The sequence below is a fragment of the Stenotrophomonas sp. YJH_SMC_14-1 genome (assembly GCF_059372275.1).
The window spans coordinates 27,211-48,329 of record NZ_JCAFVK010000011.1 but is presented as its reverse complement, the minus strand read 5'-3'; the positions used below and the strand labels follow the sequence as shown (position 1 = coordinate 48,329).

Genomic DNA, 21,119 nt, shown 5'->3' with positions numbered 1-21,119 from the left:
GGAGGATAGTGTGCGGCGGCTGCACGAAGCTGAAATATTGAAACGATATAACGTATCGCCATTGTGGGCCGCCGATGGCCCGACGGGACATCCGATGACTGCACGCATTCCACGCCGCTGGCTTCATTTTTCGTTGCTGCTCGCGCTGGCCGCACTTGGCGGCTGCCAGCCCAACCTGCGCGCCGAGGCTGTTTCCACCGCCGAAGCCGGTCCGCTCAATGTGATCGTGATGATCAACGACGGTGCCGGCTGGGGTACCTGGGACGCCGCCGCCTACTGGCAGTACGGCAGCCGTGAAGGCGCACCCTATGCGGATTTCCCACTGCGCCTGGCGGTGACCACCTTTCCGTTGAACGCGAGCAGCCAGCCGACCGGTGACAACGCGCAGACGCTTGGCTACGACCCGGGCAAGGCCTGGGATGACGCGCCGGTTCCTGCGCAGGACCTGCCCTTTGCGGGCTACCAGTACCTGGCCGCGGTGGCTACCGACAGTGCGGCGGCGGGCACTGCGCTGTCCTCGGGGATCAAGACCTACAACAACGCCATCAACTTCAACAACGATGGCCAGCCGGTCGAGTTCAATACGCTGCGCGCCAAGCGCCTGGGCATGGCCACCGGCGTGGTCACCTCGGTGCCGTTCGCGCATGCCACGCCGGCCGCGTTCGCGGCGCAGAACGAATCGCGCAGCAACTATCACGCCATCGCACACCAGATGCTGGCGCAGGGCCACATGGACCTGGTGATGGGCACGGGTGGCCCGGGCTACAGCGTCGACGGCCGCGCCTGCCATGAAGGTGCGGACGCCGCGAAGGCGGAGGGCTGTGCGAATCCATGGGAGTGGGTGTCGCAGCAGGATTGGCAGCAGCTGGAAGCGGGCAGCACCATCGGCGGCAATCCGGCGGGACCGTGGCGCCTGATCCGCAGCAAGGAAGCGTTCGCCGCACTGGCGCAGGGACGGTTGCCGGCCGACCGGCCGCTGATCGGTGTACCGCGCGTGGCCAACACACTGCAGCAGGCGCGCCAGCTGCAGGTGCTGGGCAAGGATGCAGGCACGCCCTCGGGAGTGAGGAAGATCGACAGCGTGCCCGATCTGGCGACCATGACGCGTGGCGCACTGCAGTTCCTGCAGCAGCGCTCGTCCAAGGGGCTGTACCTGATGGTGGAAGGCGGCGCCACCGACTGGGCCGCACATACCAGTGCGTGCGGCACCGAATGGCATTACGGCCAGTGCAGCGATCAGCCGCAGTATGGCCGGCTGATCGAAGAGACCGTGGAGTTCAATGACGCGGTGGCGGCGGTGGTCGACTGGATCGAGCGCAACGGTGGCTGGGAGCGCAACCTGTTGATCGTCACCACCGACCACGACAACAGCATGCCGATGGGCCCGGATGCACAGAACGTGGCTTTCGCGCCGGTACGCAACAACGGTCGCGGCCGCATGCCCGGAATCAGCTTCCGCCCCACCGGCAACCACTCCAACGCGCTGGTGCCGCTGTGGGCCAGGGGCGCCGGCGCGGAGCTGCTGGGCAAGCGCGTGCGGGGCGTCGATGCCGGCTACCGTCAGCACGTGCGCTGGAACGACGGCAGCTACATCGACAATACCGACGTGGCTGCCGCAGTGCAGGAAGCGCTGCAGCGTCCACGGTAACGCCCGGTTGCACGCGGACTGTTGTCGAGGCAGCCTGCGCACATGCAGTCGGATATCCGCATCGACGGTCGTGTCTTCGCCTACGTCTTCCCCTGTGCGTGGGAAGACTACGCGAAGATTGGTTTCTCACGTGATCCGCTTGGGCGCATCAGCGCATTGCACCGGCGTTGGTTCGAGTTCTTCGATCTCGACGCCGGTGCGCTGGTGGAAGCGGAAAGCGAGCGCGATGCGCGGGATCTGGAGCTGCAGCTGCGTTCGCCGTTCAAGGCGAACCGCGCGCCGGCGCCGATGACGGTCCAGGACAAGGCTGGAGGCCGCACCGAATGGGTACGTGGTGCCAACCACGCTTTGTCGCTTGCGGTTGCCGGCCTGGGCGAACAGGGCTATCGCTGCTATCCACTGAAGGGGTGGCTGCGAGCCGCCCTTCGCCTGCGCATGGACCGGCTGCACGACTGGGCTGCGGTGCAGCTTCCCGAAGAGGAAGGCCTGCGGATTCCCGGTGGCCCCGGCGAGGGCGCGCTGCGTGACACTCTCGACGGTTGTCGGGCATTGGACATCGATCCGATCCCATGGCTGCCTGAGCACGTCCAACGCTGGTATGCAGGTTGAGGAGCGTTCAACGGGTTCGCGGCGGCTGAACCGGCACGGCCGGTTGCCGCGCGCACTGCGGGGCAGGTGTGGACGGGCTGGCCAGCTGGCGTGCCAGCTCGGCGCTGGCCACGTGGCCCTGCAGGAACAACAAGCCGCCGAAGATGTTCATGAGCGTGCCTCCACTTGAGTGGATTGCACGATACGAGCAGCATGGACGGGCAAAAAGCGACATTTCCGCAAGCATGACTTGAGAGAATTTCAAGCCTTATGTCCCGCCCTCCGCTCCATGCCCTCCAAGGCTTCGTGGCTGCCGCTCGGCTTGGCAACCTGTCGCGCGCGGCGGCGTCGATGAACCTGACCGTCAGCGCGCTCAGCCACCAGATGAGGCAGCTGGAAGAACGGCTCGGGCAGCCGCTGCTGATCCGCCAGCCGCGTGGTATCACCCTTACCCTTGAGGGGCAGCGCCTGCTCGAGCAGGTGGGGCCGCATCTGGATGCGATAAACGAAGCCTTCCAGCCCTATGCCGCGCGTGCCGAGCACGTGCTGACGATCAGTGCGGTGCCATCGATGGCATCGGCCTGGCTGGTGCCGCGCCTGGGTCACTTCGTGGCTGAGCACCCGCAGATCGAGATCAACCTGCAGTCGAGTGAGCGCCTGATTGATTTCGAGCGGCAGCGCCAGTTCGACGCCGCGCTGCGGCTGGGCAGCGGGCAATGGCCGGGCCTGGTGGTGGAACCGCTGTTCGACGAGTGGCTGGTGCCGATGGCGAGCCCCGCGCTGATCGAGCGCATGGGGGGCATCGACCGTGTACCGCTGACCCAGTGGCCGCTGCTCGGTGATCCCGACGGCGCGTGGGGCGCCTGGTTCGCGTTGAGCGGGCAGAGCCCGCCATCGCGCTTCGTGGCGGTGCTGGATGATTCGGAGGCGCACCATCGCGCCGCACTGGATGGCGTAGGCGTGGCCCTTGGCCGGGTGACCCGGGCACGCCTGCTGCTGGAATCCGGCCAGCTGGTCGCGCTGTCCAGCCAGCGCCTGAAGACGGCGTGGCCGCATTGGCTGGTGTACCCGCAGCGCTCGGCCAGCCATCGCGGCTTCCTCGCGTTCCGCGACTGGCTGCATGCGCAGGCCGCCGAGCATGTGCAGCACATGGCGGACGCGCATCTGTAACGCCGCGCGGTGCTCGATCTCGACTCTACAGTCACTGCACCAGGGTGACCGCCTGCCCGGCACGCGCGAACGCTTCCTCCAGCAACGGGCCCGCCTTGATCGCTTCCACTTCCTCAAACAGCGCCCGCAGCGCATCGGCGGGGCGTGAGGCCGGTGCCGCCACTGCCTGCTGGATCGCGGTGAAGCGATCGGCCAGCACCCGATGGCCGGGATGTGCCTTCGCCCAGGCCGCCAGCGGCTGGCGTACACCGGCGGCGGCATCCAGGCCGTGCTGGTCGAACAGGGCGATGGCCGCTGCCGAGGTGTCCGCCCGCTCGATCGTGGCATGGCGCAGTTCCCGGCTCAGGAACAGGTCATAGGCCGCGCCACGCCCCACCGCGATGCGCAGTCCGTCGCGGTCGAGGTCGGCCACTTGCTGCGCCGGGCTGTCTTCGCGCACCAGGTAAGTGCCTTCGATCTCCACATACGGAGCGCTGAAGGCGATGCGGTCGGCACGCGCCGGATCGATCGCCAGGAAGGCCAGATCCCAGCCGTCTTCGCCCGCTGCGGCGACCACCGAGGCTGCGGCACCGTGGCAGGTGAAGCGTGCCTGCACCCCCATCCGTTGCGCCAACGCGGTAGCCAGTTCCAGCGAGGGGCCGCGCGGTGAGCGCGCGTCGCCCTGTGCCAGCACCGGGTTGCCCAGGTTGATCGCCACGCGCAGGAAACCGTGCGGTGCCAGCGTACGTCGGTGGTCGGCCAGGGACATGCAGGACTCCACGGGGCAGGGGAGACCCAGCATGCCAACAACGCTGTCCGCGTGGCGTGGACTCAGCCGCGCGCGGCGAAGGTGCCGTGGAAGCCCAGTGGCACCGCATACGGCAGCCACGCCTGGGCCAGCGGACCGTCATCCACATGGCGCGCATCCAGCACGGCCAGACCGCTGCGCTGGTTCACCGGATCGAGCAGGGTGCCGATCAGCCAGCCGTCATCGGCGTTGCGGCTGCGCGGGCGCGGTACGAACACATGCTCTTCGGCCATGATGTCCGCCCCGTAGTTCCAGAGCTGGCGGCGTCCGTGCTCGATCTCGAACGCGGCCACCGCGTTGAAGTACGGCGCAGTGGCCGTGCCGTCGATGGTCGGCGCATACAGCCGTGCGCCACGTGTGTTCGCCGAGCGCGGGTCGAACAACGGGAACTCCACGGCGCTGATGCCCAACGTCTGCCAGCGGGCCTGTCCACGACGCAGGTCCAGATGCAGCTCGACCAGGCTGGCGCCACTGTTGGCCGCGTGTGCGCCATCACCGGCCATCGCTTCCTTCATCGGCGAGCGCGCCTCATTGATGTCGTCGTGGCGCACTGCGCGCAGCACGATGCCGCCATCGCGGGTGAACGCGTCGCCGAAGTGGTAGATCGCCGCGAACGGGGCCTCGAACCATTGCGCCTTGTCCGGGGCATACTTGGCGACCACCGCGATGCGCACCGGACGCTGCGGTGCGAACTGCATGCGCTCGAAGAAGCTGCCACCTGCGCCGGTGAAATCGAACGGCATCATCACGAACACCAGGTGCTGGTCGGTCATCGCGAAGGCATGCAGGTAGCCATGCTCGGGTGTTTCGATCACATTGGCGCTGCGCAGCTGGCCGTCCGCACCGATGTGCCAGACCAGGAGGCCATGGCCCCCCATCAGGCTGATCGAGCCGAAGTTCCAGAGGCTGCCGTCGTGGTCGGTCAGCGGGTGCGCCGAGAACGGCAGCGCCGCCAGGTCCGGACGCCAGGTGACAGGGCCAAGCGTCTGCAGCGAATCCTGGTCCACTTCGAACGCCGAACCGGATTCGCACAGGGCGAACAGGCGGCCATTGATCATCGTCACCGAGGTGTTGGCCACGTTGGCACCATCGTTGTTGCGTACCGCCAGCGCACCGGGAACGCTGGTGCCGGCGGCCGGATATTGGAAGCGGCCGGCCTTCTGTTCACGGGTGAATTTCGGCGTGGCGACCATGCGCCCGTGATGGGTCAGGCTGCCATCACCATTGAAGCGCCAGCCATGCACCATGCCGTCGCCGTCGAACCAGTGGTCGTAGCGGAAGCCATCGCGCTCGGTCCACGCCGGACCGTTGCGGTACAGCGTGCCAGCCAGGCCTGACGGCAGCTTTCCCTGCAACTGCACGGTGGCCGGGCCGAGGCTTTCGCTGCCGACGCTGCGCCAGCCGAGCAGCCACGGGTGTTCCTGCATGCCCTGCGCGAACCGCGCCGGGTCGCCGGCGAAGGCGGGAGCGCTGCGCAGCGCGGTGGTGCCCAGGGCCAGACAGGCACTGCTGCTGAGCAGGGTACGAAGGAAGCGGCGACGGTCCATGGTGGCCTCGGGTCTGGATGCAGGAATCAGCGCAGGGTGATGTCGATGGCGGTGCCGGCGGCCGGTACGTCGACGCGCGCCTCGTCGAAGGTCGGCTTGCGCATCACCTGCGGATTGTTGCTGAAGCCGTAGCCCTCCACCGGCATGCCGACCAGGTTGGTGTCGAGCTTGCCGTTGTCGTTCTCGTCGTGGGTGAGCAGCACGGCATAGCTGCCGGCCGGAACGCCCTTGAACGTGAAGTGGGCGCTGTCGCCGCTGGGCGCCGCCTGCTGGGCCTGCACGGGCCTGGCCTTGCCGTCCCAGGCGGCGGCGCTGTCGACCAGCGCAACGCGCAGGGTGCCGGTCTGCACACGGACGTCGTGCACGGTCACGGCCAGGTCGGCGGCGTGGGCACTGCCGGCCAGGGCCAGGGCAGTCAGGGCGGTGCTGAGCAGGGCGGTGCGGATCATGGCAGTGGCTCCGGAAGTGTGTGGCGGTGTGGCGCCAGTCTGCGTGCGGCGCTGCACCGGGTTCAGGGCCAGTGGTCATCGATTCGACGTGCCAGAAGTCACTTTCGGCGCCAGACCCATTGCCGCCGGCGTGTGCGGCGGTCAGCATCTGGCCATGCCCAGCCTGTTCCGCCATCTGTTGCGTCCCCTCAGCCTCGCCGGCCTGGCCACCGTGCTGGTGGTGGGCCTGTCATTCGCGGTGCAGCGCAACGGTGCCGGGCTGAGCCTGCTGCTGCTTGCCGTGTTCCTGCTGCTGTTCGTGGTGCACGGCTGGGCGTCGGTGCCATCCCGCGTGCGCGCTGTCGCGGCGGTGTTGCAGGCGTTGCTGGCGGTCGTGCTGGTTGCGCTGCAGCCGCGTACCGGCACCGCACCGGTACTGCTGGTGGTGCTGGTGGCGCAGCTGGCCGAGCATTGGCCACCGCGCTTCGTGCTCGCTGTTGCACTGCTGGCCAACCTCGCCATGTATCTCGTGCTGCGCCACAGCGGCTTCAGCCAGCCGCTGCTGGTGGTGCTGCTCTATGGCGGCTTCCAGGCCTTCGCCGCACTGACCGCACACTATGCCCGCAGCACGGCGCTGGCCCGCGATGACCTGGCCCGCGTCAATGCCGACCTGCTGGCTACCCGCGCGCTGCTGGCCGACAGTGCACGCGACGCCGAGCGCCTGCGCCTGGCCCGCGAACTGCACGATGTGGCCGGGCACAAGCTCACCGCGATGCGCTTGAACCTGCGTGCCCTTGCGGCCGACCCTGTGCTGGCCAAGCGCGAAGGATTGGTGCTGGCCGAGCAGCTGTCCGGCGAGTTGCTGGCCGACATCCGCCAGGTGGTGCAATCGATGCGCGATGATCGCGGCCTCGATCTGGCCACCGCATTGCACGCGCTGGCCGCGCCGTTCCCGCGCCCGAAGCTGCAGCTGCAGATCGGCGAGTGCGTGCGCGTGGTTGACCCGCTGATGGCCGAGACCGTGCTGCGCCTGGTACAGGAAGCGCTGACCAATGCCGCCCGGCATGGCAACGCAGACACCGTATGGCTGACGATCAACGAGGAGGATTCCCGGTTGCGTATCGACATCCGTGACGACGGCCAGCGCGCCGAGCGTATCCGCGAGGGCAACGGCATCGCCGGCATGCGTGAGCGCCTGGCCGCAGTGCGTGGCCAGTTGGAACTGGCCCGCACCGCACAGGGCGGCATGCACCTGACCGCCTGGGTGCCGGCATGAACGGCAGCGCGATCCGTGTTGCCCTGGCCGACGACCAGGCGCTGGTCCGCGCCGGGCTGCGTGCGTTGTTGCAGGGGTTGGGCGTGGACGTGGCGCTGGAGGCCGAGGAGGGCCAGGCGTTGCTGGACGCGCTGTCCACCCAGCGCGTGGATGTTGTGCTCAGTGACATCCGCATGCCCGGGATGGACGGCATCGAAGCAGTGCGCCAGCTGCGCGCGCGCGGCGATGCCACGCCGTGGCTGCTGCTGACGACCTTTGATGAAAGTGATCTGCTGCTGCGTGCCAGCGAGGCCGGCGCACAGGGCTTCCTGCTCAAGGACGCCGCACCCGCAGACCTGCGCGAGGCGATCGAGCGCGTCGCCGCAGGTGAAACCCTGCTGCTGCCGGTCAGCACCGAGCCGGTACGCGCCCGCTACCGCTTCCACGATGAAGCACCGCCCACCGATACCTTCGGGGAACGCGAGGTGGCGATCCTGCGCTTGCTGGCCGGTGGCTACAGCAACAAGGAGATCGCGCGCAGCCTGTTCCTGGCCGAGGGCACGGTGAAGAACTACGTGTCCGCCATACTCGACAAGCTGGGCACCCGCGATCGCACCCGTGCGGTGCTGAAGGCGATTACCCTGCGCATCATCTGAGTGGACCGAGCAAGGAGTGCCAGTGAACCCGATCCTGCATGTGGAAATCCCGGCCAGTGACCTGGACCGTGCCATCACGTTCTACCAGCGGTGGCTGCAGGTCGCGGTGGACGAACCTGTGGTGCTGCACGACTGCCGGATGGCCTACCTGCCGTTCTCCGATGAGGCCGCCGGTGCCAGCATTGCGCTGGTGCTCGGCGCGGACTACCGGCCTTCCGAACAGGGGGCGCGCGTCTACATCGGCGTCGATGACCTGGATGCGAGCCTGGAGCGAGCACTGCAAGCGGGCGCCGAGCTGTGCTTCGGACCCGCCGATGCGGGCGACTGGCGCGTGGCCGAGATCCGCGACAGCGAAGGCAACCGCATTGCGCTGCAGGCGCGCGCAGCTCTGTAGAGCCGGGACCACGCTCGGCTGCTGTTGGCCCAGCCGCTCCAGCTCAGCCGAGCATGGGCTCGGCCCTACAAGGTCGCGGCGCGCGAGCGCTGCAGCCAGTCATTGATGGCCGGGTCCAGTCGCGGGTCGTCCGGTAGCTGCATGCCGAAGCGCTGTTGCAGCACGGCACGAACATCACCCACATCATGCAGCGGGCGCTTGTCCGGTGCCTGCCCGGGGCGATACTCGGTGTAGTTGCCGCTGCCGATGGTGCGGCGCCAGTCCGGCCCGGTCAGCGACGCGCGCAGCTGCCCGGGGAAACTGGAATCGGGATGGGTGCATACGTACCAGTTGCCCACCACGTTGTCGATCGGTGCCGGCGCCTGCAGGTCGAACCGATACATCGCCCGCCAACCATCGTTGGACTCGGCCGACAGCACGAAATCACCGTCGTCGGGCAGGCGCTGCAGCAGATAGCGTTCGTGCGGCGTGGCCTGCGGCTGCGGATCATGCAGGCGCAGCGGCACGGTCGGGGTCAGGCTGCCGAAACCGGCATCCACCAGCCAGTCGCCGCTGTCTACGTTCACGCGCAGCAGCAGGTGGGTACGCGCGGTCAGTTCGCCGTCCTGGGCGGCCAGCAGTACCCGCGCGCTCAATGGCTGCGCATCGAAGCCCAATGCCTGCAGCAGCGCCAGCAACCCGCCATTGAGTTCGAAGCAGTAACCACCGCGGCGCTCGTCGAGCAGCTTGCGCTGCACGCTGTTCAGGTCGATCGGCACCGCATCGCGCAGCAGGCAGCTGAGGGTCTCGAAGGGCAGCAGTGCGTTGTGGCGCTGCTGCAGCAGGGTCAGGCCGGCCAGAGTCCGCGGTGGCGGCGCATCCAGCTGCAGGCGCTGCAGGTAGCGGGGGACATCGAGCGTCGTCATGGAGACACCGGGCGGGGGAGGGATGTCCACTGTGCTCCCCCAACCGGGGTTGAGGTCAAGCGCGGCGGCCGTGTCATGCCTCCGTCGCCTGCACCCGGTACAAAGGCCGCGTCCACCAGCGATGGGGGGACGCAGACGAAGAAGGCGCTAAAGTTGTCCTGAGTCAGGCCGATACAGGTGCGTCTTTTCGCCTGGAGTCTGTCATGTCGGCCGTTGTCCCCCACCTCCGGTCCCTGCGCACGCGCCTTGCTGCGTTGCACTCGGCGTCCCCCGGGCTGCTGCGCTGGCTGCAGCCACATCGGCTCAGCGTGGCCAACAAGCTCAAGGCCACACTGTGGATCTGCGGCCTGGGCCTGGTGGCGATCGCTGCTGTCTACGCCTGGACTGGCCGTGCCAACGCACTGGCTGCGCGCAGCCAGGCCAGCTACCAGCGCGGCAGCGATCTGGCTGCCAGCCTGTCCACGCGGGTGGCCGAAGCGCGTCGCCTGCAGACCCAGTATGCACGCAGTTTCGATGATGCCGACCGCGCGCAGCTGTTGGCCACGCAGAAGGCGTTGCAGACCGATCTGCAGGCGCTGCGCGCGATGCCGATGGATGCTGGCCGGCGCAAGGCCCTGCAGGCGCTGACCGAAGCCGCCGACGCGTTCTCGCAGGGTGTGGCCGCCCTGTTCGAACGGGTCGACGAGATGGGCCGTGGTGATGCCGGCCTCGCTGCGCAGCTGCAGCAGGCCGCCGACACCCTGCAGCCGCAGGTGGATGTGCAGCAGCGGCCCGCGCTGGCGCTGTCCCTGCAGACGATGCGAAGGCAGGAGGCACTGCTGCTGCTCGACGGTGATTCCACCCACGCCGACCGCGCCAGCGAGGAGAAGCTGCCGTTCGACCTCGCGCTGGCGGGCCTGCCTGCGGATGTGCAGGACACCCTGCGCACCGGGATGGAGGCGTATCAGGCCGCACTGCTGGGGTATACCGCTGCCCGCGTCGGCCTGGATGTGGAAGCGCAGTCGCTGCTGGATACCGCCACGGGCGTAGCGCCGGCGTTGGCCGCATTCCAGCAGGCACAGGTGGCGGCGCTGGCCGGGGCGCAGGCACGCCAGCAGGCCGGCGCGCGCACCATGAGCGTGCTGTTCGCACTGACCCTGCTGCTGGTGGCCGGCGTGCTGATCACCAGCCTGGTGCTGGTGCTGCGTGCGGTGCGCCAGCCGATCCAGGACACCCTGCGTTTCGCCAGCGACATCGCCGACGACCGCCTCGACACCACCCTGCGGGTCTACAACGCCAACGATGAAATCGGCCAGCTGGCCCAGCGCCTGGTCGACATGCAGCAGCGCCTGCGCGCGCGCATCGAGACCGAGCGTGCGGTGGCCCGCGGCAACACCCGCGTGCGCCAGGCATTGGACAGCGCACAGGCCGGCTTGATGGTGATCGATGCCGAAGGCCTGGTGGCGTACGCCAATCCGGCGCTGCTGGAGCAGCTTGCACTCCGGCTTGAAGATCTGGTGGGGAGCGATGCGGTACGCCTGCATCCGGCACTGGCCAGCCTGGCTGGCGTGCGCCAGCGCGAGGAGCGCGAGATCGGTCATGCCGGTGTCCGCTACCAGTTGATCGCCAATGCCATCACCGACGAAGGGCATTTCCTCGGCGTGGCAGTGGAGTGGCGCAGCCGCGCGCTGGAAACGCTGCTGGAAACCGAAGTGGCAGCACTGGTCGATGCCGCCGCACATGGCGACCTGCACGGCCGCATCGCGCTGGAGGGAAAACAGGGCTTCGTGCGCACGTTGTCGACCAGCATCAACCGCCTGCTTGCGACCTTCGAGACCAACCTCGGCGATCTGCAGGCGCTTCTGGCGGCGCTGGCCCGTGGTGACCTCAGCGTGCGCATGGAAGGTGAGCTGCAGGGCGTGTTCGCACGCATGCGCGACGATGCCAACGCCACGGTCGCGCAACTGGGCCGCATCGTCACCCGCATCCAGCAGGCGACGTCCAGCCTCGACACCGGCGTTGGTGAGATCGTTGCCGGGCACCATGATCTGTCGCAGCGTACCGAACAGCAGGCGGCCAACCTGGAAGAGACGGCAGCGTCGATGCACGAGTTGACCGACACCGTTGGCCGCAATGCCGATGCCGCGGGCCGCGCCGATGCCCTGGTGCAGGGGGCGGCCGCGGTGGCCCAGCGCGGTGGCGAGGCCGTCGGCCAGGTGGTCGCGACCATGCATGGCATCAGCGAGGCCTCGCGGCGGATCGGCGACATCACCCAGCTGATCGATGGCATCGCTTTCCAGACCAACATCCTCGCGCTGAATGCCGCGGTGGAAGCCGCGCGTGCAGGTGAGCAGGGCCGCAGCTTCGCCGTGGTGGCTGCGGAAGTGCGCCTGCTGGCCCAGCGCAGTGCCGAAGCGGCCAAGCAGATCAAAGGACTGATCGAGGATTCGGTGGCGCGTGTTGGCCAGGGCAACCAGCAGGCCGAGCAGGCGGGCATCACGATGGGCGAGATCGTTGGCAGCGTGCAGCAGCTGGCCGAGCTGCTGGCCGGTATCCGCAGTGCGTCGCAGGACCAGCATGCCGGCATCGCGCAGGTGAAGCAGACTATCGTGCAGATGGAAGCCAGCACCCAGCGCAACGCCAGCCTGGTGGAAGAGGCTGGTGCCTCCACCGCGCAGATGCAGGCGCAGGTACACGCGCTGACCGAAGCGGTGGGCGCGTTCCAGTTGCAGTCGATGCCACAGGCGCGCGCTGCGGCCTGATCGTGCTCCGGTAGTGCCGGCCGCTGGCCGGCACGCCCCTGATCATGCCGGCCGGCGGCCGGTACTACCCTTGTGGCTCAATACACGTCGCGACGGTAGCGCCCGGTCTCCAGCAGCGTTTCCACTTCTTCATCACCCAGCGCTTCGCGCAGCACCTGGTCCACGCCTTCGGCCATGCCCAGCAGCGAACCGCAGACGTGGATGACCGCACCACGCTGCATCCAGTCGCGCAGGGCATCGGCTGCTGCACGCAGGCGATCCTGCACATAGCCGCCCTCACCATCGCGCGAGAACGCCAGGTCCACCCGCGCGAGATGGCCATCGGCCTGCCACGCTTCGATCTCATCGGCGAACAGGAAGTCGTGCGCGCGCTGGCGTTCGCCGAACAGCAGCCAGTGCCCGTGTTCACCTGCATGCGCGGCTTCGCGCAGCAGGCTGCGCAGGCCCGCGATGCCGGTGCCATTGCCGATCAGCACCATCGGCGCACCGCCAACGCGATGGAAACCGGGGTTGCGGTGCACGCGGGCCACGATGCTGGCACCGACCGGCGCATGCAGCGACAGCCAGCCCGAACCCAGGCCGGTGCGTCCGGTTTCGTCATGGACCAGCCGCACCACAAGTTCGACCGCACCGTCATCCGTACAGGATGCGATGGAGTACTCGCGCCCCGGCAGCAGTGGCAGCCCTGCCAGCCAGAGGCACGCATCCTGCACCGCCAGCGCAGCATCGGCATCGGGCAGCTCGCGCTCGCTGGCCAGCGCCAACAGCGTGCGCGGCTGGCCGTCAATCAGCAGCGGCTGCTGGGGATCCAGCCCATGTGCCTTCAGCACCGCAGCGGCGTGCCGCGCGTTGTGGCGGGGCGCGATGTGCAGGATGTCGCCCGCCTGCCACTGCACATCGGCCGGTGGCGCAAGACGGATGCGCCAGATGGCGCCGCCCACGCTGCCTGGATTGAGGCGGTCACGGCCGAGCAGGCGCCACTCGTGCATCTGCGTCGCGGCCGGCAACACGCTGTCATCGGTGGCGATGCCGGTCAGCGCGCCGAGATGCTGCTGCCACTGGCGCAGCGCCGGTATCGCGGCGGCATCGACATCGATGCGCTCGAACAGCGCACGTGCGCCGTTGCCCAGCAGCCAGCCATCGAATTGGCGGCCAAAGCCGCAGTAATGCGGGTACTGGCGGTCACCCAGGGCGAGCAGGCCGAACTGCAGGCCCGACAGATCGGGCGCTTGTGCCAGCAGCCGTCGCGCAGCGCCCCGTGCCGCATCCGGCGGTTCGCCATCGCCGAAGGTGCTCAGCACGAACAATGCCTGCGCAGTGCGCGCGAGCTGCGGGGCATCGACCCGGGCCAATGGCAGTACCTGCACGCCATGGCCAGCGGCCTGCAGCTGCGCGGCGGCACGCCAGGCCAGCTGCTCGCCCAGCCCGCTCTGGCTGGCATGCACGACCAGCCAAGGTGCGCGGCCATCATCGGTGGCAACCGGCAGCGACCGGCGCAGCCCGCGCGCGGCACGCTGGCTGCGGCGGCGGTCCAGGTACAGCATCCAGCCGGTGATGAAGAACAGGCTCATGGCCAGACTGCTGAGCATCACCACGACACGCCCGGGCATGCCGAAGTAGCTGCCCGAGTGCAATGCGAACACGCTGGTGGCCAGCTGCGCGCCGGCGCCCTGGCGCGCGTAGGGGCGCGAATCGAGGATTGCCCCGCTGGCCGGATCCAGCTGCAGCAGATCATGTGCACGGTCATGGTGGCCACCGCGCTGTGACGGATCGCCAGCCATCACCCGCACGTTGAGCGCCTGGCCAGGCTTTTCCGGCAGGCGCAGGTCGATGTAGCCGGTGTGCACGCCGGGCAGGGCATACAGCTTGGCTTCGACGCGCTCCAGGTTCAGGGCGGCGCCGGTGGCGACCTTGTGCTTGGCGGCCGGTGCGACGCCCAGCAGCGTATTGGCGGCACTGCGATACCAGTCGAAGGACCACCACAGGCCGGTCAGCGCACTCATCAGGTAGATCAGCAGCATCCAGGTGCCGACCACCGAGTGCAGGCTCCACAGGAAGCCGCGGCCGCTGCGTTTCCATTCCACCGCCAGCCAGCTGCGCCAGCGCCACCAGCGCCGCGGCCAGCGCAGGTAAAGACCGGACAGGGTGAAGAACAGCAGCGCGATCGCACAGCTGCCGGTGATCCACTTGCCGCGCTCGCCCGCGGCGAGGTGGCGGTGCAGGTCCTCGACGAAGTCGAAGAACGCCTGCCCACGCAAGGCACTGAAGCGCTCGCCGCTGTACGGGTCGAAGTAGACCCAGTGTTCCTTGCCACCAGCGAAGCGTGCCACCGAAGGCCGCTGCCCGGTGGCGTCCACGCGCAGGCGCTGCAGGGGGCGATCACTGCCGGCCTGCAGCAGCGGCACCAGTTCGCTGAGTTGAAGCGGAAGCTGGCCGTCGGCATGGTGCTCGGCGATTTCGGCGAAGCCGGGGTTGGCCGCGCGCAGCAGTTCGTCCTCGAAGGACAGCACGGCGCCGCTGAGGCCCATCACGGCCAATACGGCACCGGCGGTGATGCCCAGCAGCCAGTGCAGTTGGAACAGGACGTTCTTGAACATGGAAGGAGGAGGGCCTGGAAGGCTGCCGCCCGCATCCTGCGCAACAGCAAATGAGAATTAGTCGCGGAATTCTCCGTGGCGCCCCGGCTGCGGTCAAGCTGGGGGTATCGGCCGGGCGGCGCCCGGCACCCGCGGTAGTGCCGGCCGCTGGCCGGCAACCTCAGAAGCAACAGCCGAAGCAACAGCAGGTTTCCTGTGAAGAGGCGGGGCGGGTCCGGTTGCGGGGGACGGCGCAAGTACGTCCCTGTAGCCTTGGCCGCGGCATCCATGCCGCGGACACCCCCGCAACCGGACCCACCCCGCCTTCGACAGTTTCCTGCGATCTGTCGGAACGGCGTTCTGCTTTGGTAGGTGCCGACCGTTGGTCGGCACGGGGTCTGATTCCGTTCTGAATATCGATATCTGACAGATGTGTCGACCAAGGTCGACACCTACCAACAGCCGCGAAGATCTGTCAGAGGCGGGGCGGTGTCGGAGTGCGGGGTGTCAGCCGCATGGATGCTGCTGCCAAGCTTACAGGGACGTACTTGCAGCGTCCCCGCACTCCGACACCGCCCCGCCATCCCACGGAATGCCCGCTTTGGCTTTGGCTGTTGCCGTTGCATTGAGCAGGGTGCAGGGCTGCAAGCCCTGCAAAAAACACCCTCACTTCACCCAGCTATCGATCTCGCCGTGGGCGAACGGTCCCAGCTTGGCCTTCACCAGCCGCCCCTGCGCATCGAACAGCACGCTGTAGGGCAGCAGGCCCTGTGTATTGCCCAGCTGCACGCTGGCATCGCGCGGCCCCGGGGTCTCGATCACGATCGGATAATCCACCGGTACCCGCTGCAGGAAACCGCGCACGTCCTCCGGCGTATCCAGCGCCAGTCCCAGCACCTGCACACCGTGCTCGCCCTGGATATGTGCGAAACGCGCCAGTTCGGGCATTTCTTCAACGCAGGGCGCGCACCAGCTGGCCCAGACATTGATCAACAGCGGGCGACCGCCAGCGTGCTGGCGCAGGTCCAGCGGCCGGCCTTCAAGATCGGGCAGCGACAGCGCGGGCAGGCTGTCGCCGACCTGCAGGGCAGGTGCCGCAGCCGCCACAGCAGGCGCCGCTGGCATGGCCTCAGGCGCAACCGGCGCAGGAGCCAATCGATGCCCGGCCCACAGGCCGAGGCCGGCGGCCAGCACCGCTGTCCACAGCAGCGCTGGCCGTTGCCACTTCATCGCGCGGTGCGCAGCAGCGCTTCTTCGACTACCGCCTGGGTCAGCAGGGTCGGCAGCACGGTCGGCGGCGCGCCGGGGCCGTACACCACGTACAGCGGTACGCCGACGGCCTTGTGCTCTTCCAGGAACGTGGTGATCTGCGGATCGACGTTGGTGTAGTCACCGCGCATGTACACCGCGTTGGTGCGCTTGAGCAGGTCCTTGAACTCCGGCCGCGACAGCACGGCACGCTCGTTGGCCTTGCAGCTCACGCACCAGTCGGCGGTCATGTTGACGAACACCACGCGGTTGTCGGCGCGCAGGCGGTCCAGCAGCTGCGGCGAATACTCCACCACGTTGTCGCTGGCGGCCTGTGCGGCGCGTGCCGGCGCTGCCAGCTGGGTCACGCCCCAGGCCGGTACCAATGCGCCGATCGCCAGCAGTACGCCGAGCAGGGTCACCGCACGCGAGCCGGTCCAGCGGTTGCGCTCGAACAGCCACAGGCCGAAGGCGAACAGCAAGAGGCCACCCAGCACCAGCGCCATGCCGTCCACGCCGCGCTGCTTGCCCAGCACCCACAGCAGCCACAGCGCGGTGGCGTACATCGGGAAGGCCAGCACGTGCTTGAGCGTTTCCATCCACGGGCCGGGCTTGGGCAGGCGGCGCGCCAGCGCCGGCACGAAGCCGATCAGCAGGAACGGCAGCGCCAGGCCCAGGCCGAGGAACAGGAACACGGTCATCGCCTTCAGCGGCGGGGCAATGAACGCGTAGGCAATCGCGCCACCCATGAACGGGCCGACGCAGGCACTGCCGACCACGCAGGCCAGCGCACCGGTGAAGAAGTCACCGGCCGGGCCGCTGCGGCTGGCCAGCGACTGGCCAAGATTGCCGATGCCGCCGCCGAGGGTGAATACGCCGGACAGGCTCAGGCCCACCGCGAACATGATGTAGGCCAGCGCCGCCACCACGCCCGGGTGCTGCAGCTGGAAGCCGATGCCGACGGCGTTGCCGATCGCACGCAGGCCTACCATCAGCGCGCCGATCCCCGCGAACGCGACCAGCACGCCCAACGTGTACCAGAGGGCATGGCTGCGCGCGCGCTCGGGGCTCTCGCCGCTCTGCGCCAGGCTCAGCACCTTCAGCGACAGGATCGGCAGCACGCAGGGCATCAGGTTCAGTACCAGGCCACCGGCCAGCGCCAGCAGCAGCACCCAGACGAACGATCGGTCCGGGTTCGGGGTGGTCGCCGGAGGACGCGTGCGCAGGGCGTTGCCATCGCGCGCATCGGCGGCGAATTCATTGCCGTCCACCGTGCCTGCGACGGCCGGGGGGGCGGCATCCGTATTGGGCACCGTCGGCAGCAGGCGCAGGGGGGCGCCGTTGGCGCCTTCGCGTGGCGCCACAGCCAACGGGCTGATTACCTCGTTGCGCGGCGGTGCCTGGTCGGCGCTGGCGCTGACCTTGCCGGCAGGGATCGACAGCTTCACCCGGCGGGTCATTGGCGGGTAGCAGATGCCATCGGTCTGGCAGCCCTGGAAGGTCACCACGAGGGTGCCGTCAACCGCGTCGGCAACCGTGCGCCGCAACGGCAGCGGCACTTCCACCTGGTTGAAGTACACCGAGACATCGCCGAAGTGCTCGTCGCGATGCGACTGCGCGGCCGGCCAGCGCGGCGTGCCGGCCTGCACGCCGGTGCTGCCTTCCAGCTTCAGCGAGGTGCGGTCGCGATACAGGTAGTAGCCCGGTGCCGGACTGAAGCGCAGCAGCAGGGTGTTCCCGTCGCTGGCGATGGCATCGAAGCCGAACGCCTGTTCCGACGGCAGCGGCAGCGCCTGGCTGTTGTTGGCCGCGCCCGGCAGGCGCAGGCCACCGCTGTTGCCGGCACCGGCCAGCGGGTTGTTGAACGGACTGGCGGCACCGGTACGCGCGGCAGGCACCGCGGCCGCCGCACCGGCACCCGGCAGGGTGACCTGCACCACGCGCTTCTGCGGTGGGTAGCAGACGCCGGCATCGGCGCAGCCCTGGTAGCGTACTTCCAGGCTGATGGTGCCGGCGGCGTCGGTCGGCGTGCCGGGCAGGGTGGCCTGCAGGCGCTCGCGATAGGTTTCGACCTCGCCGAAGAAATCATCGTGGTGCCTGTCACCCTTGGGCATCTGAAGCGTGCCGGCATTGAAGGCCGGATCCGCCTTGACGCTGGTGCGGTGGCGATACAGGTAGTAGCCCGGTGCGATCTTGAACTGCAGCTGCACCTGGCCCCGTTCGGGGGCAGTGGCGGTCAGCGCGAACGCCTGGTCCACCGGCAGCAGGTCCTTCTCATCCAGGGCCAAGGCGGGCAGCGAGAGCCACAACAGGGCGCACAAGGCAGCGCCACGCGCAAACAGAGTCTTCAATCAGTGTCCTCCCGGGTCTGTGCCCGGATCCAGTCCAGATATGCCGGCAGGCCGGCCCGGGTTTCGACCGCGATGCACTCCGGGAGTTCATACGGATGCAGTTCGACGATCCGGGCGATTGCGTCATCGACGCGGCTCGCGGTGGTCTTTACCAGCAGCTGCAGCTCGGCATCGGTGGTCACCTCGCCCTGCCAGCGGTAGGTGGACTGCGCGCCATCAAGGCGGGTCACGCACGCGGCCAAGCGCTCGCCGACCAGCGCGTGCGCGATGCGCTCGGCACTGGCCCGGTCCGGGCAGGTGGTCAACAGCAGCAGGACGGGATCGACGGTCGGCATGACCGTCGAGTATAGGGCCGCCGCCGGGTCTGGGCCCGGCGGCGGCAGTGGACCGCAGCGTTGCGCGGTCAGTTGGCCAGCTGGCAGGTGGCTGGCTTGGCCGAGGTGAACAGGGCCGGGGTGGCCCACTCGGGGTGATCGATGAACGGGTTGCGATTGCCCTGGAAGCTGTAGACCACGTCATTGCGGGCACGCTCGGCATCATCCGGCGGATCGGACAGGTGCCAGTCGATCAGCGTCGACAGCAGGCCCATGTAGGCCGGCGAACTGCTGGTCTTGACGATCTTGCTGCGGTCGTCGGTCAGCTCCAGGTCCGGCTCGGACTGACCGGTGGCCGCATCCTTGCCACCCTCATAGCGGATCGCCATGTACATCACCGCACGCGCCATGTCGCCCTTGCGCTTGCTCCACACCTCGAAGGTGCCGGTGTTGCCGTCCGGCGTGCGCACCCAGTTGGAGTTGCCCGGATAGCCACCACTGCCGCCACCCTGGCCGTTGTTGGCCTCGGTGGCGCGCTCGCCGCAGCTGGCGTCGCACTTGCCGAACGGCTTGTTGCCACGGTCGGCGTTCCACTGTGCATCGGTCAGGTACAGCATGTGGGTGTCGGTATACGGCGCGTACGGCAGGCCCTTGTCACCCGTGGTGGTGGCAAAACCCAGCGAGTTCGGCCAGGTGTGCTCGCGGTTGTACTTCAGGCCACTGCCGCTGCCGGCGCGATCGGTCACCTTGGCGTAGCTGCGGTTGCGATACGCGTCGAGGATGCGGTTCGGGTTGTTCGGGTCCTCGTCGGCGATCTCCAGGATGGTCCAGGTACTGGTGCCCGAGCCGCTGTACGGGTAGGCGGTGTGGCCCTTGATTGTCGCGTGCAGCGAGCAGCGCAGCTGGCTCGGGCTGCTGGTGTTGACCTTGGAGTAGTAACCGGCCGGCACACCCGGGTTGCCCGGGTCCGGATTGCCGCCGGTGCTGGCCACGGTGAAGGCGATGCGGCTGTCGGCCGCCGGGTGTGCGCCCTGCAGGTCGGTGATGCGTGCGGCGCGGATGTCGAAGCGGCAGGCTTCACCGGCCACCAGCGCGGTGTTGGTGGACAGCTTCACGCTGCGCCCGCTGGCCGGGAAGGTCAGCGGCACGCTGCCGGAGGTACCGCAGCTCAGCGCGAACGCGCCGCTGGCCAGGTTCACCGTCTCGCTGAACACCACTTCCAGATCGGCGGCGGCCGGGAAGGTGCTGCTGCCCTGCGCCGGGGTGGTGGTGGACACCGACGGCGGCGTGTTCGGGCCCGGGGTGCCGCCGCCACTGAAGGTCTGGCCGTTGTTGCAGCTGCCGAAGGTCTGCCTGGCCGACTCGGCCCAGGTGAAGTGGGCGTACTGGTTGCCGCTGCCGGTCAGCTGCAGCGAGGTGCCCGGCGCCGTGCTGTTGGTCTCGGCCACCGGAATGTTCTGGCTGGTCATGCCGGCGGCAGGGCCACCGGAGGCGGTGATGGCGCCCTCGTAGCTGAGGAACTGGACCACCTTGCCGCTGGCGTCGACCAGGGCGATGCCGTCGTTCGGCCCGTTCTGGATGCCGTTGGTCGGGTAGTTGACCACGGCGATGCTGGCGCTGCCGCAACTGGCGGCGGTGCCGGCCGGGACCGGGTTGTTGGCGTAGACCGTGGCGGCCGAAGGATTGCTGCCGTTGTAGAGGTAGAGGCGGTAGCCGGACAGGTCTTCACCTGCGGTAGCGACCACTTCGATGGCTTCGCCGACGTCACCGGCGGCGGTGCTGTCGTCGTAGTGCAGTTCGTTGATGAAGACCTCGGCCTGGGCCGGCGCCGCGGCCAGTGCCAGCAGGCAGGCGGCGGCAAGCGGGGACAGCAATCGCATCGACTACTCCTTGTGATTGGGAATGCGTGACCGAGCCTAAGGCCGATCCAGTGACACTTTGTCGTAAATGAACGTCAGATATCTGACAGTGCGACGCTTGTCACCGAAATTGTCCAGGACCGACGCCTTGGCCGAGGCGCGCGGGTGGAAAAAATTTTTTCATTCCGCCCTTGAAAGGGGGCGGCGGGGCTCCATCTCTGCCCTGCTCCCGACGTTGTCGGGTTTCTTCACGTGCGGTTCTGGCACTCGCCTGGGGTGAGTGCTAACATCGCCGGACTTTTTTAGACCAATCAATCACTTAAGAGGTCTCCTATGAGCATCAAGCCGCTGCACGACCGCGTTGTGGTCAAGCCGATCGAAGCCGACGAAATCTCCGCCGGTGGCATCGTCATCCCCGACTCGGCCAAGGAAAAGTCCACCAAGGGTGAGGTCGTGGCCGTCGGCCCGGGCAAGCCGCTGGACAACGGCAACGTGCGCGCGCCGTCGCTGAAGGTCGGCGACAAGGTCATCTATGGCCAGTACGCCGGCAGCTCGTACAAGAGCGAAGGCGTCGAATACAAGGTCCTGCGCGAAGACGACGTGCTCGCCGTCATCGGCTGAGCCTCGGCGCGACCTGTTTCAACCTGATCCC

General features: G+C 68.2%; 18 protein-coding genes. 8 read left to right on the top strand and 10 right to left on the bottom strand.

Translation table 11 applies throughout. The features are described from left to right. Nucleotides 1-94 precede the first annotated feature (94 nt). Both AC5P9P_RS18580 and AC5P9P_RS18575 read left to right on the top strand, forming a co-directional pair. Nucleotides 95-1,648: an alkaline phosphatase gene (locus AC5P9P_RS18580; RefSeq protein WP_495233018.1), complete on the top strand. Its 1,554-nt coding sequence runs from the start codon at nucleotides 95-97 to the stop codon at nucleotides 1,646-1,648. 42 nt (nucleotides 1,649-1,690) lie between these two features. Next, nucleotides 1,691-2,257 (top strand): GIY-YIG nuclease family protein, encoded by a 567-nt coding sequence (locus AC5P9P_RS18575; protein WP_495233017.1) that lies wholly within the window; start codon nucleotides 1,691-1,693, stop codon nucleotides 2,255-2,257. Nucleotides 2,258-2,264: 7 nt separating this feature from the next. Here AC5P9P_RS18575 and AC5P9P_RS18570 read toward each other — a convergent pair whose 3' ends face one another. Further along, nucleotides 2,265-2,408 carry a hypothetical protein gene (locus AC5P9P_RS18570; protein WP_174842251.1) on the bottom strand — a complete coding sequence of 48 codons (144 nt, stop codon included), beginning with the start codon at nucleotides 2,406-2,408 and terminating at the stop codon, nucleotides 2,265-2,267. Nucleotides 2,409-2,506: 98 nt separating this feature from the next. On the opposite strand from AC5P9P_RS18570, the gene AC5P9P_RS18565 reads away from it, so the two are divergent. After that, a complete protein-coding gene (locus AC5P9P_RS18565; protein WP_005411241.1) occupies nucleotides 2,507-3,406 on the top strand; it encodes a LysR substrate-binding domain-containing protein in 900 nt (299 codons plus the stop codon). Nucleotides 3,407-3,437: 31 nt separating this feature from the next. On the opposite strand, the gene AC5P9P_RS18560 is transcribed toward AC5P9P_RS18565, so the two are convergent. The 3 genes from AC5P9P_RS18560 to AC5P9P_RS18550 form a co-directional block, all read right to left on the bottom strand. Then, entirely contained in the window at nucleotides 3,438-4,154 is a 717-nt protein-coding gene (locus AC5P9P_RS18560; RefSeq protein WP_049433113.1) for an ABC transporter substrate-binding protein, read from the bottom strand. 62 nt (nucleotides 4,155-4,216) lie between these two features. Continuing rightward, nucleotides 4,217-5,740, bottom strand: coding sequence for a carotenoid oxygenase family protein (locus AC5P9P_RS18555; RefSeq protein WP_495233016.1), 1,524 nt, complete (start codon nucleotides 5,738-5,740; stop codon nucleotides 4,217-4,219). 26 nt (nucleotides 5,741-5,766) lie between these two features. After that, entirely contained in the window at nucleotides 5,767-6,189 is a 423-nt protein-coding gene (locus tag AC5P9P_RS18550; RefSeq protein WP_012481398.1) for a DUF2141 domain-containing protein, read from the bottom strand. A 154-nt stretch (nucleotides 6,190-6,343) separates the two neighbouring features. Here AC5P9P_RS18550 and AC5P9P_RS18545 point away from each other — a divergent pair, with 154 nt between their 5' ends. From AC5P9P_RS18545 to AC5P9P_RS18535, 3 genes are read left to right on the top strand one after another with little or no spacing between them, the layout of a single operon-like run. Next, the gene (locus AC5P9P_RS18545; protein WP_049403532.1) at nucleotides 6,344-7,444 is read left to right on the top strand and encodes a sensor histidine kinase; all 1,101 of its coding nucleotides are present in this window, start codon (nucleotides 6,344-6,346) and stop codon (nucleotides 7,442-7,444) included. Continuing rightward, a complete protein-coding gene (locus AC5P9P_RS18540) occupies nucleotides 7,441-8,079 on the top strand; it encodes a response regulator transcription factor (RefSeq protein WP_005411236.1) in 639 nt (212 codons plus the stop codon). The genes AC5P9P_RS18545 and AC5P9P_RS18540 overlap by 4 nt, the downstream gene beginning before the upstream one ends. 22 nt (nucleotides 8,080-8,101) lie before the next feature. Continuing rightward, the gene (locus tag AC5P9P_RS18535; RefSeq protein ID WP_005411235.1) at nucleotides 8,102-8,473 is read left to right on the top strand and encodes a VOC family protein; all 372 of its coding nucleotides are present in this window, start codon (nucleotides 8,102-8,104) and stop codon (nucleotides 8,471-8,473) included. 65 nt (nucleotides 8,474-8,538) lie between these two features. On the opposite strand, the gene AC5P9P_RS18530 is transcribed toward AC5P9P_RS18535, so the two are convergent. Then, the gene (locus AC5P9P_RS18530; protein ID WP_495233015.1) at nucleotides 8,539-9,378 is read right to left on the bottom strand and encodes an arylamine N-acetyltransferase family protein; all 840 of its coding nucleotides are present in this window, start codon (nucleotides 9,376-9,378) and stop codon (nucleotides 8,539-8,541) included. A 203-nt stretch (nucleotides 9,379-9,581) separates the two neighbouring features. Between AC5P9P_RS18530 and AC5P9P_RS18525 the strand changes: the two genes are divergently transcribed. After that, a complete protein-coding gene (locus tag AC5P9P_RS18525) occupies nucleotides 9,582-12,119 on the top strand; it encodes a methyl-accepting chemotaxis protein (RefSeq protein ID WP_495233014.1) in 2,538 nt (845 codons plus the stop codon). Between the two features lie 77 nt (nucleotides 12,120-12,196). Here the strand turns inward: AC5P9P_RS18525 and AC5P9P_RS18520 are convergent, their stop codons facing one another. From AC5P9P_RS18520 to AC5P9P_RS18500, 5 genes are all read right to left on the bottom strand, one after another. Then, the gene (locus tag AC5P9P_RS18520) at nucleotides 12,197-14,716 is read right to left on the bottom strand and encodes a sulfite reductase flavoprotein subunit alpha (RefSeq protein WP_329772127.1); all 2,520 of its coding nucleotides are present in this window, start codon (nucleotides 14,714-14,716) and stop codon (nucleotides 12,197-12,199) included. 645 nt (nucleotides 14,717-15,361) lie between these two features. Further along, on the bottom strand, nucleotides 15,362-15,925 hold the full coding sequence (locus tag AC5P9P_RS18515) for a TlpA family protein disulfide reductase (protein ID WP_005411231.1): 564 nt from the start codon (nucleotides 15,923-15,925) through the stop codon (nucleotides 15,362-15,364). Then, on the bottom strand, nucleotides 15,922-18,294 hold the full coding sequence (locus AC5P9P_RS18510; protein WP_495233013.1) for a protein-disulfide reductase DsbD family protein: 2,373 nt from the start codon (nucleotides 18,292-18,294) through the stop codon (nucleotides 15,922-15,924). Before AC5P9P_RS18510 ends, AC5P9P_RS18515 begins: the two co-directional genes overlap by 4 nt. Then, nucleotides 18,291-18,629: a divalent-cation tolerance protein CutA gene (cutA, locus tag AC5P9P_RS18505; RefSeq protein WP_005419675.1), complete on the bottom strand. Its 339-nt coding sequence runs from the start codon at nucleotides 18,627-18,629 to the stop codon at nucleotides 18,291-18,293. Before cutA ends, AC5P9P_RS18510 begins: the two co-directional genes overlap by 4 nt. A 68-nt stretch (nucleotides 18,630-18,697) precedes the next feature. Continuing rightward, nucleotides 18,698-20,488 (bottom strand): endonuclease, encoded by a 1,791-nt coding sequence (locus AC5P9P_RS18500; protein WP_495233012.1) that lies wholly within the window; start codon nucleotides 20,486-20,488, stop codon nucleotides 18,698-18,700. A gap of 312 nt (nucleotides 20,489-20,800) precedes the next feature. Here AC5P9P_RS18500 and AC5P9P_RS18495 point away from each other — a divergent pair, with 312 nt between their 5' ends. Continuing rightward, complete coding sequence (locus AC5P9P_RS18495; RefSeq protein ID WP_005411227.1) at nucleotides 20,801-21,088, top strand: co-chaperone GroES; 288 nt, start codon at nucleotides 20,801-20,803, stop codon at nucleotides 21,086-21,088. The last annotated feature ends 31 nt before the right edge of the window (nucleotides 21,089-21,119 follow it).

What these genes read in the sequence shown, in the direction of transcription:
- cutA (WP_005419675.1), bottom strand. Translation starts at nt 18,629, where the DNA reads ATGCCGACCGTCGATCCCGTCCTGCTGCTGTTGACCACCTGCCCGGAC.
- AC5P9P_RS18545 (WP_049403532.1), top strand. Translation starts at nt 6,344, where the DNA reads ATGCCCAGCCTGTTCCGCCATCTGTTGCGTCCCCTCAGCCTCGCCGGC.
- AC5P9P_RS18575 (WP_495233017.1), top strand. Translation starts at nt 1,691, where the DNA reads ATGCAGTCGGATATCCGCATCGACGGTCGTGTCTTCGCCTACGTCTTC.
- AC5P9P_RS18500 (WP_495233012.1), bottom strand. Translation starts at nt 20,488, where the DNA reads ATGCGATTGCTGTCCCCGCTTGCCGCCGCCTGCCTGCTGGCACTGGCC.
- AC5P9P_RS18570 (WP_174842251.1), bottom strand. Translation starts at nt 2,408, where the DNA reads ATGAACATCTTCGGCGGCTTGTTGTTCCTGCAGGGCCACGTGGCCAGC.
- AC5P9P_RS18540 (WP_005411236.1), top strand. Translation starts at nt 7,441, where the DNA reads ATGAACGGCAGCGCGATCCGTGTTGCCCTGGCCGACGACCAGGCGCTG.
- AC5P9P_RS18530 (WP_495233015.1), bottom strand. Translation starts at nt 9,378, where the DNA reads ATGACGACGCTCGATGTCCCCCGCTACCTGCAGCGCCTGCAGCTGGAT.
- AC5P9P_RS18580 (WP_495233018.1), top strand. Translation starts at nt 95, where the DNA reads ATGACTGCACGCATTCCACGCCGCTGGCTTCATTTTTCGTTGCTGCTC.
- AC5P9P_RS18520 (WP_329772127.1), bottom strand. Translation starts at nt 14,716, where the DNA reads ATGTTCAAGAACGTCCTGTTCCAACTGCACTGGCTGCTGGGCATCACC.
- AC5P9P_RS18555 (WP_495233016.1), bottom strand. Translation starts at nt 5,740, where the DNA reads ATGGACCGTCGCCGCTTCCTTCGTACCCTGCTCAGCAGCAGTGCCTGT.
- AC5P9P_RS18515 (WP_005411231.1), bottom strand. Translation starts at nt 15,925, where the DNA reads ATGAAGTGGCAACGGCCAGCGCTGCTGTGGACAGCGGTGCTGGCCGCC.
- AC5P9P_RS18525 (WP_495233014.1), top strand. Translation starts at nt 9,582, where the DNA reads ATGTCGGCCGTTGTCCCCCACCTCCGGTCCCTGCGCACGCGCCTTGCT.
- AC5P9P_RS18495 (WP_005411227.1), top strand. Translation starts at nt 20,801, where the DNA reads ATGAGCATCAAGCCGCTGCACGACCGCGTTGTGGTCAAGCCGATCGAA.
- AC5P9P_RS18565 (WP_005411241.1), top strand. Translation starts at nt 2,507, where the DNA reads ATGTCCCGCCCTCCGCTCCATGCCCTCCAAGGCTTCGTGGCTGCCGCT.
- AC5P9P_RS18560 (WP_049433113.1), bottom strand. Translation starts at nt 4,154, where the DNA reads ATGTCCCTGGCCGACCACCGACGTACGCTGGCACCGCACGGTTTCCTG.
- AC5P9P_RS18550 (WP_012481398.1), bottom strand. Translation starts at nt 6,189, where the DNA reads ATGATCCGCACCGCCCTGCTCAGCACCGCCCTGACTGCCCTGGCCCTG.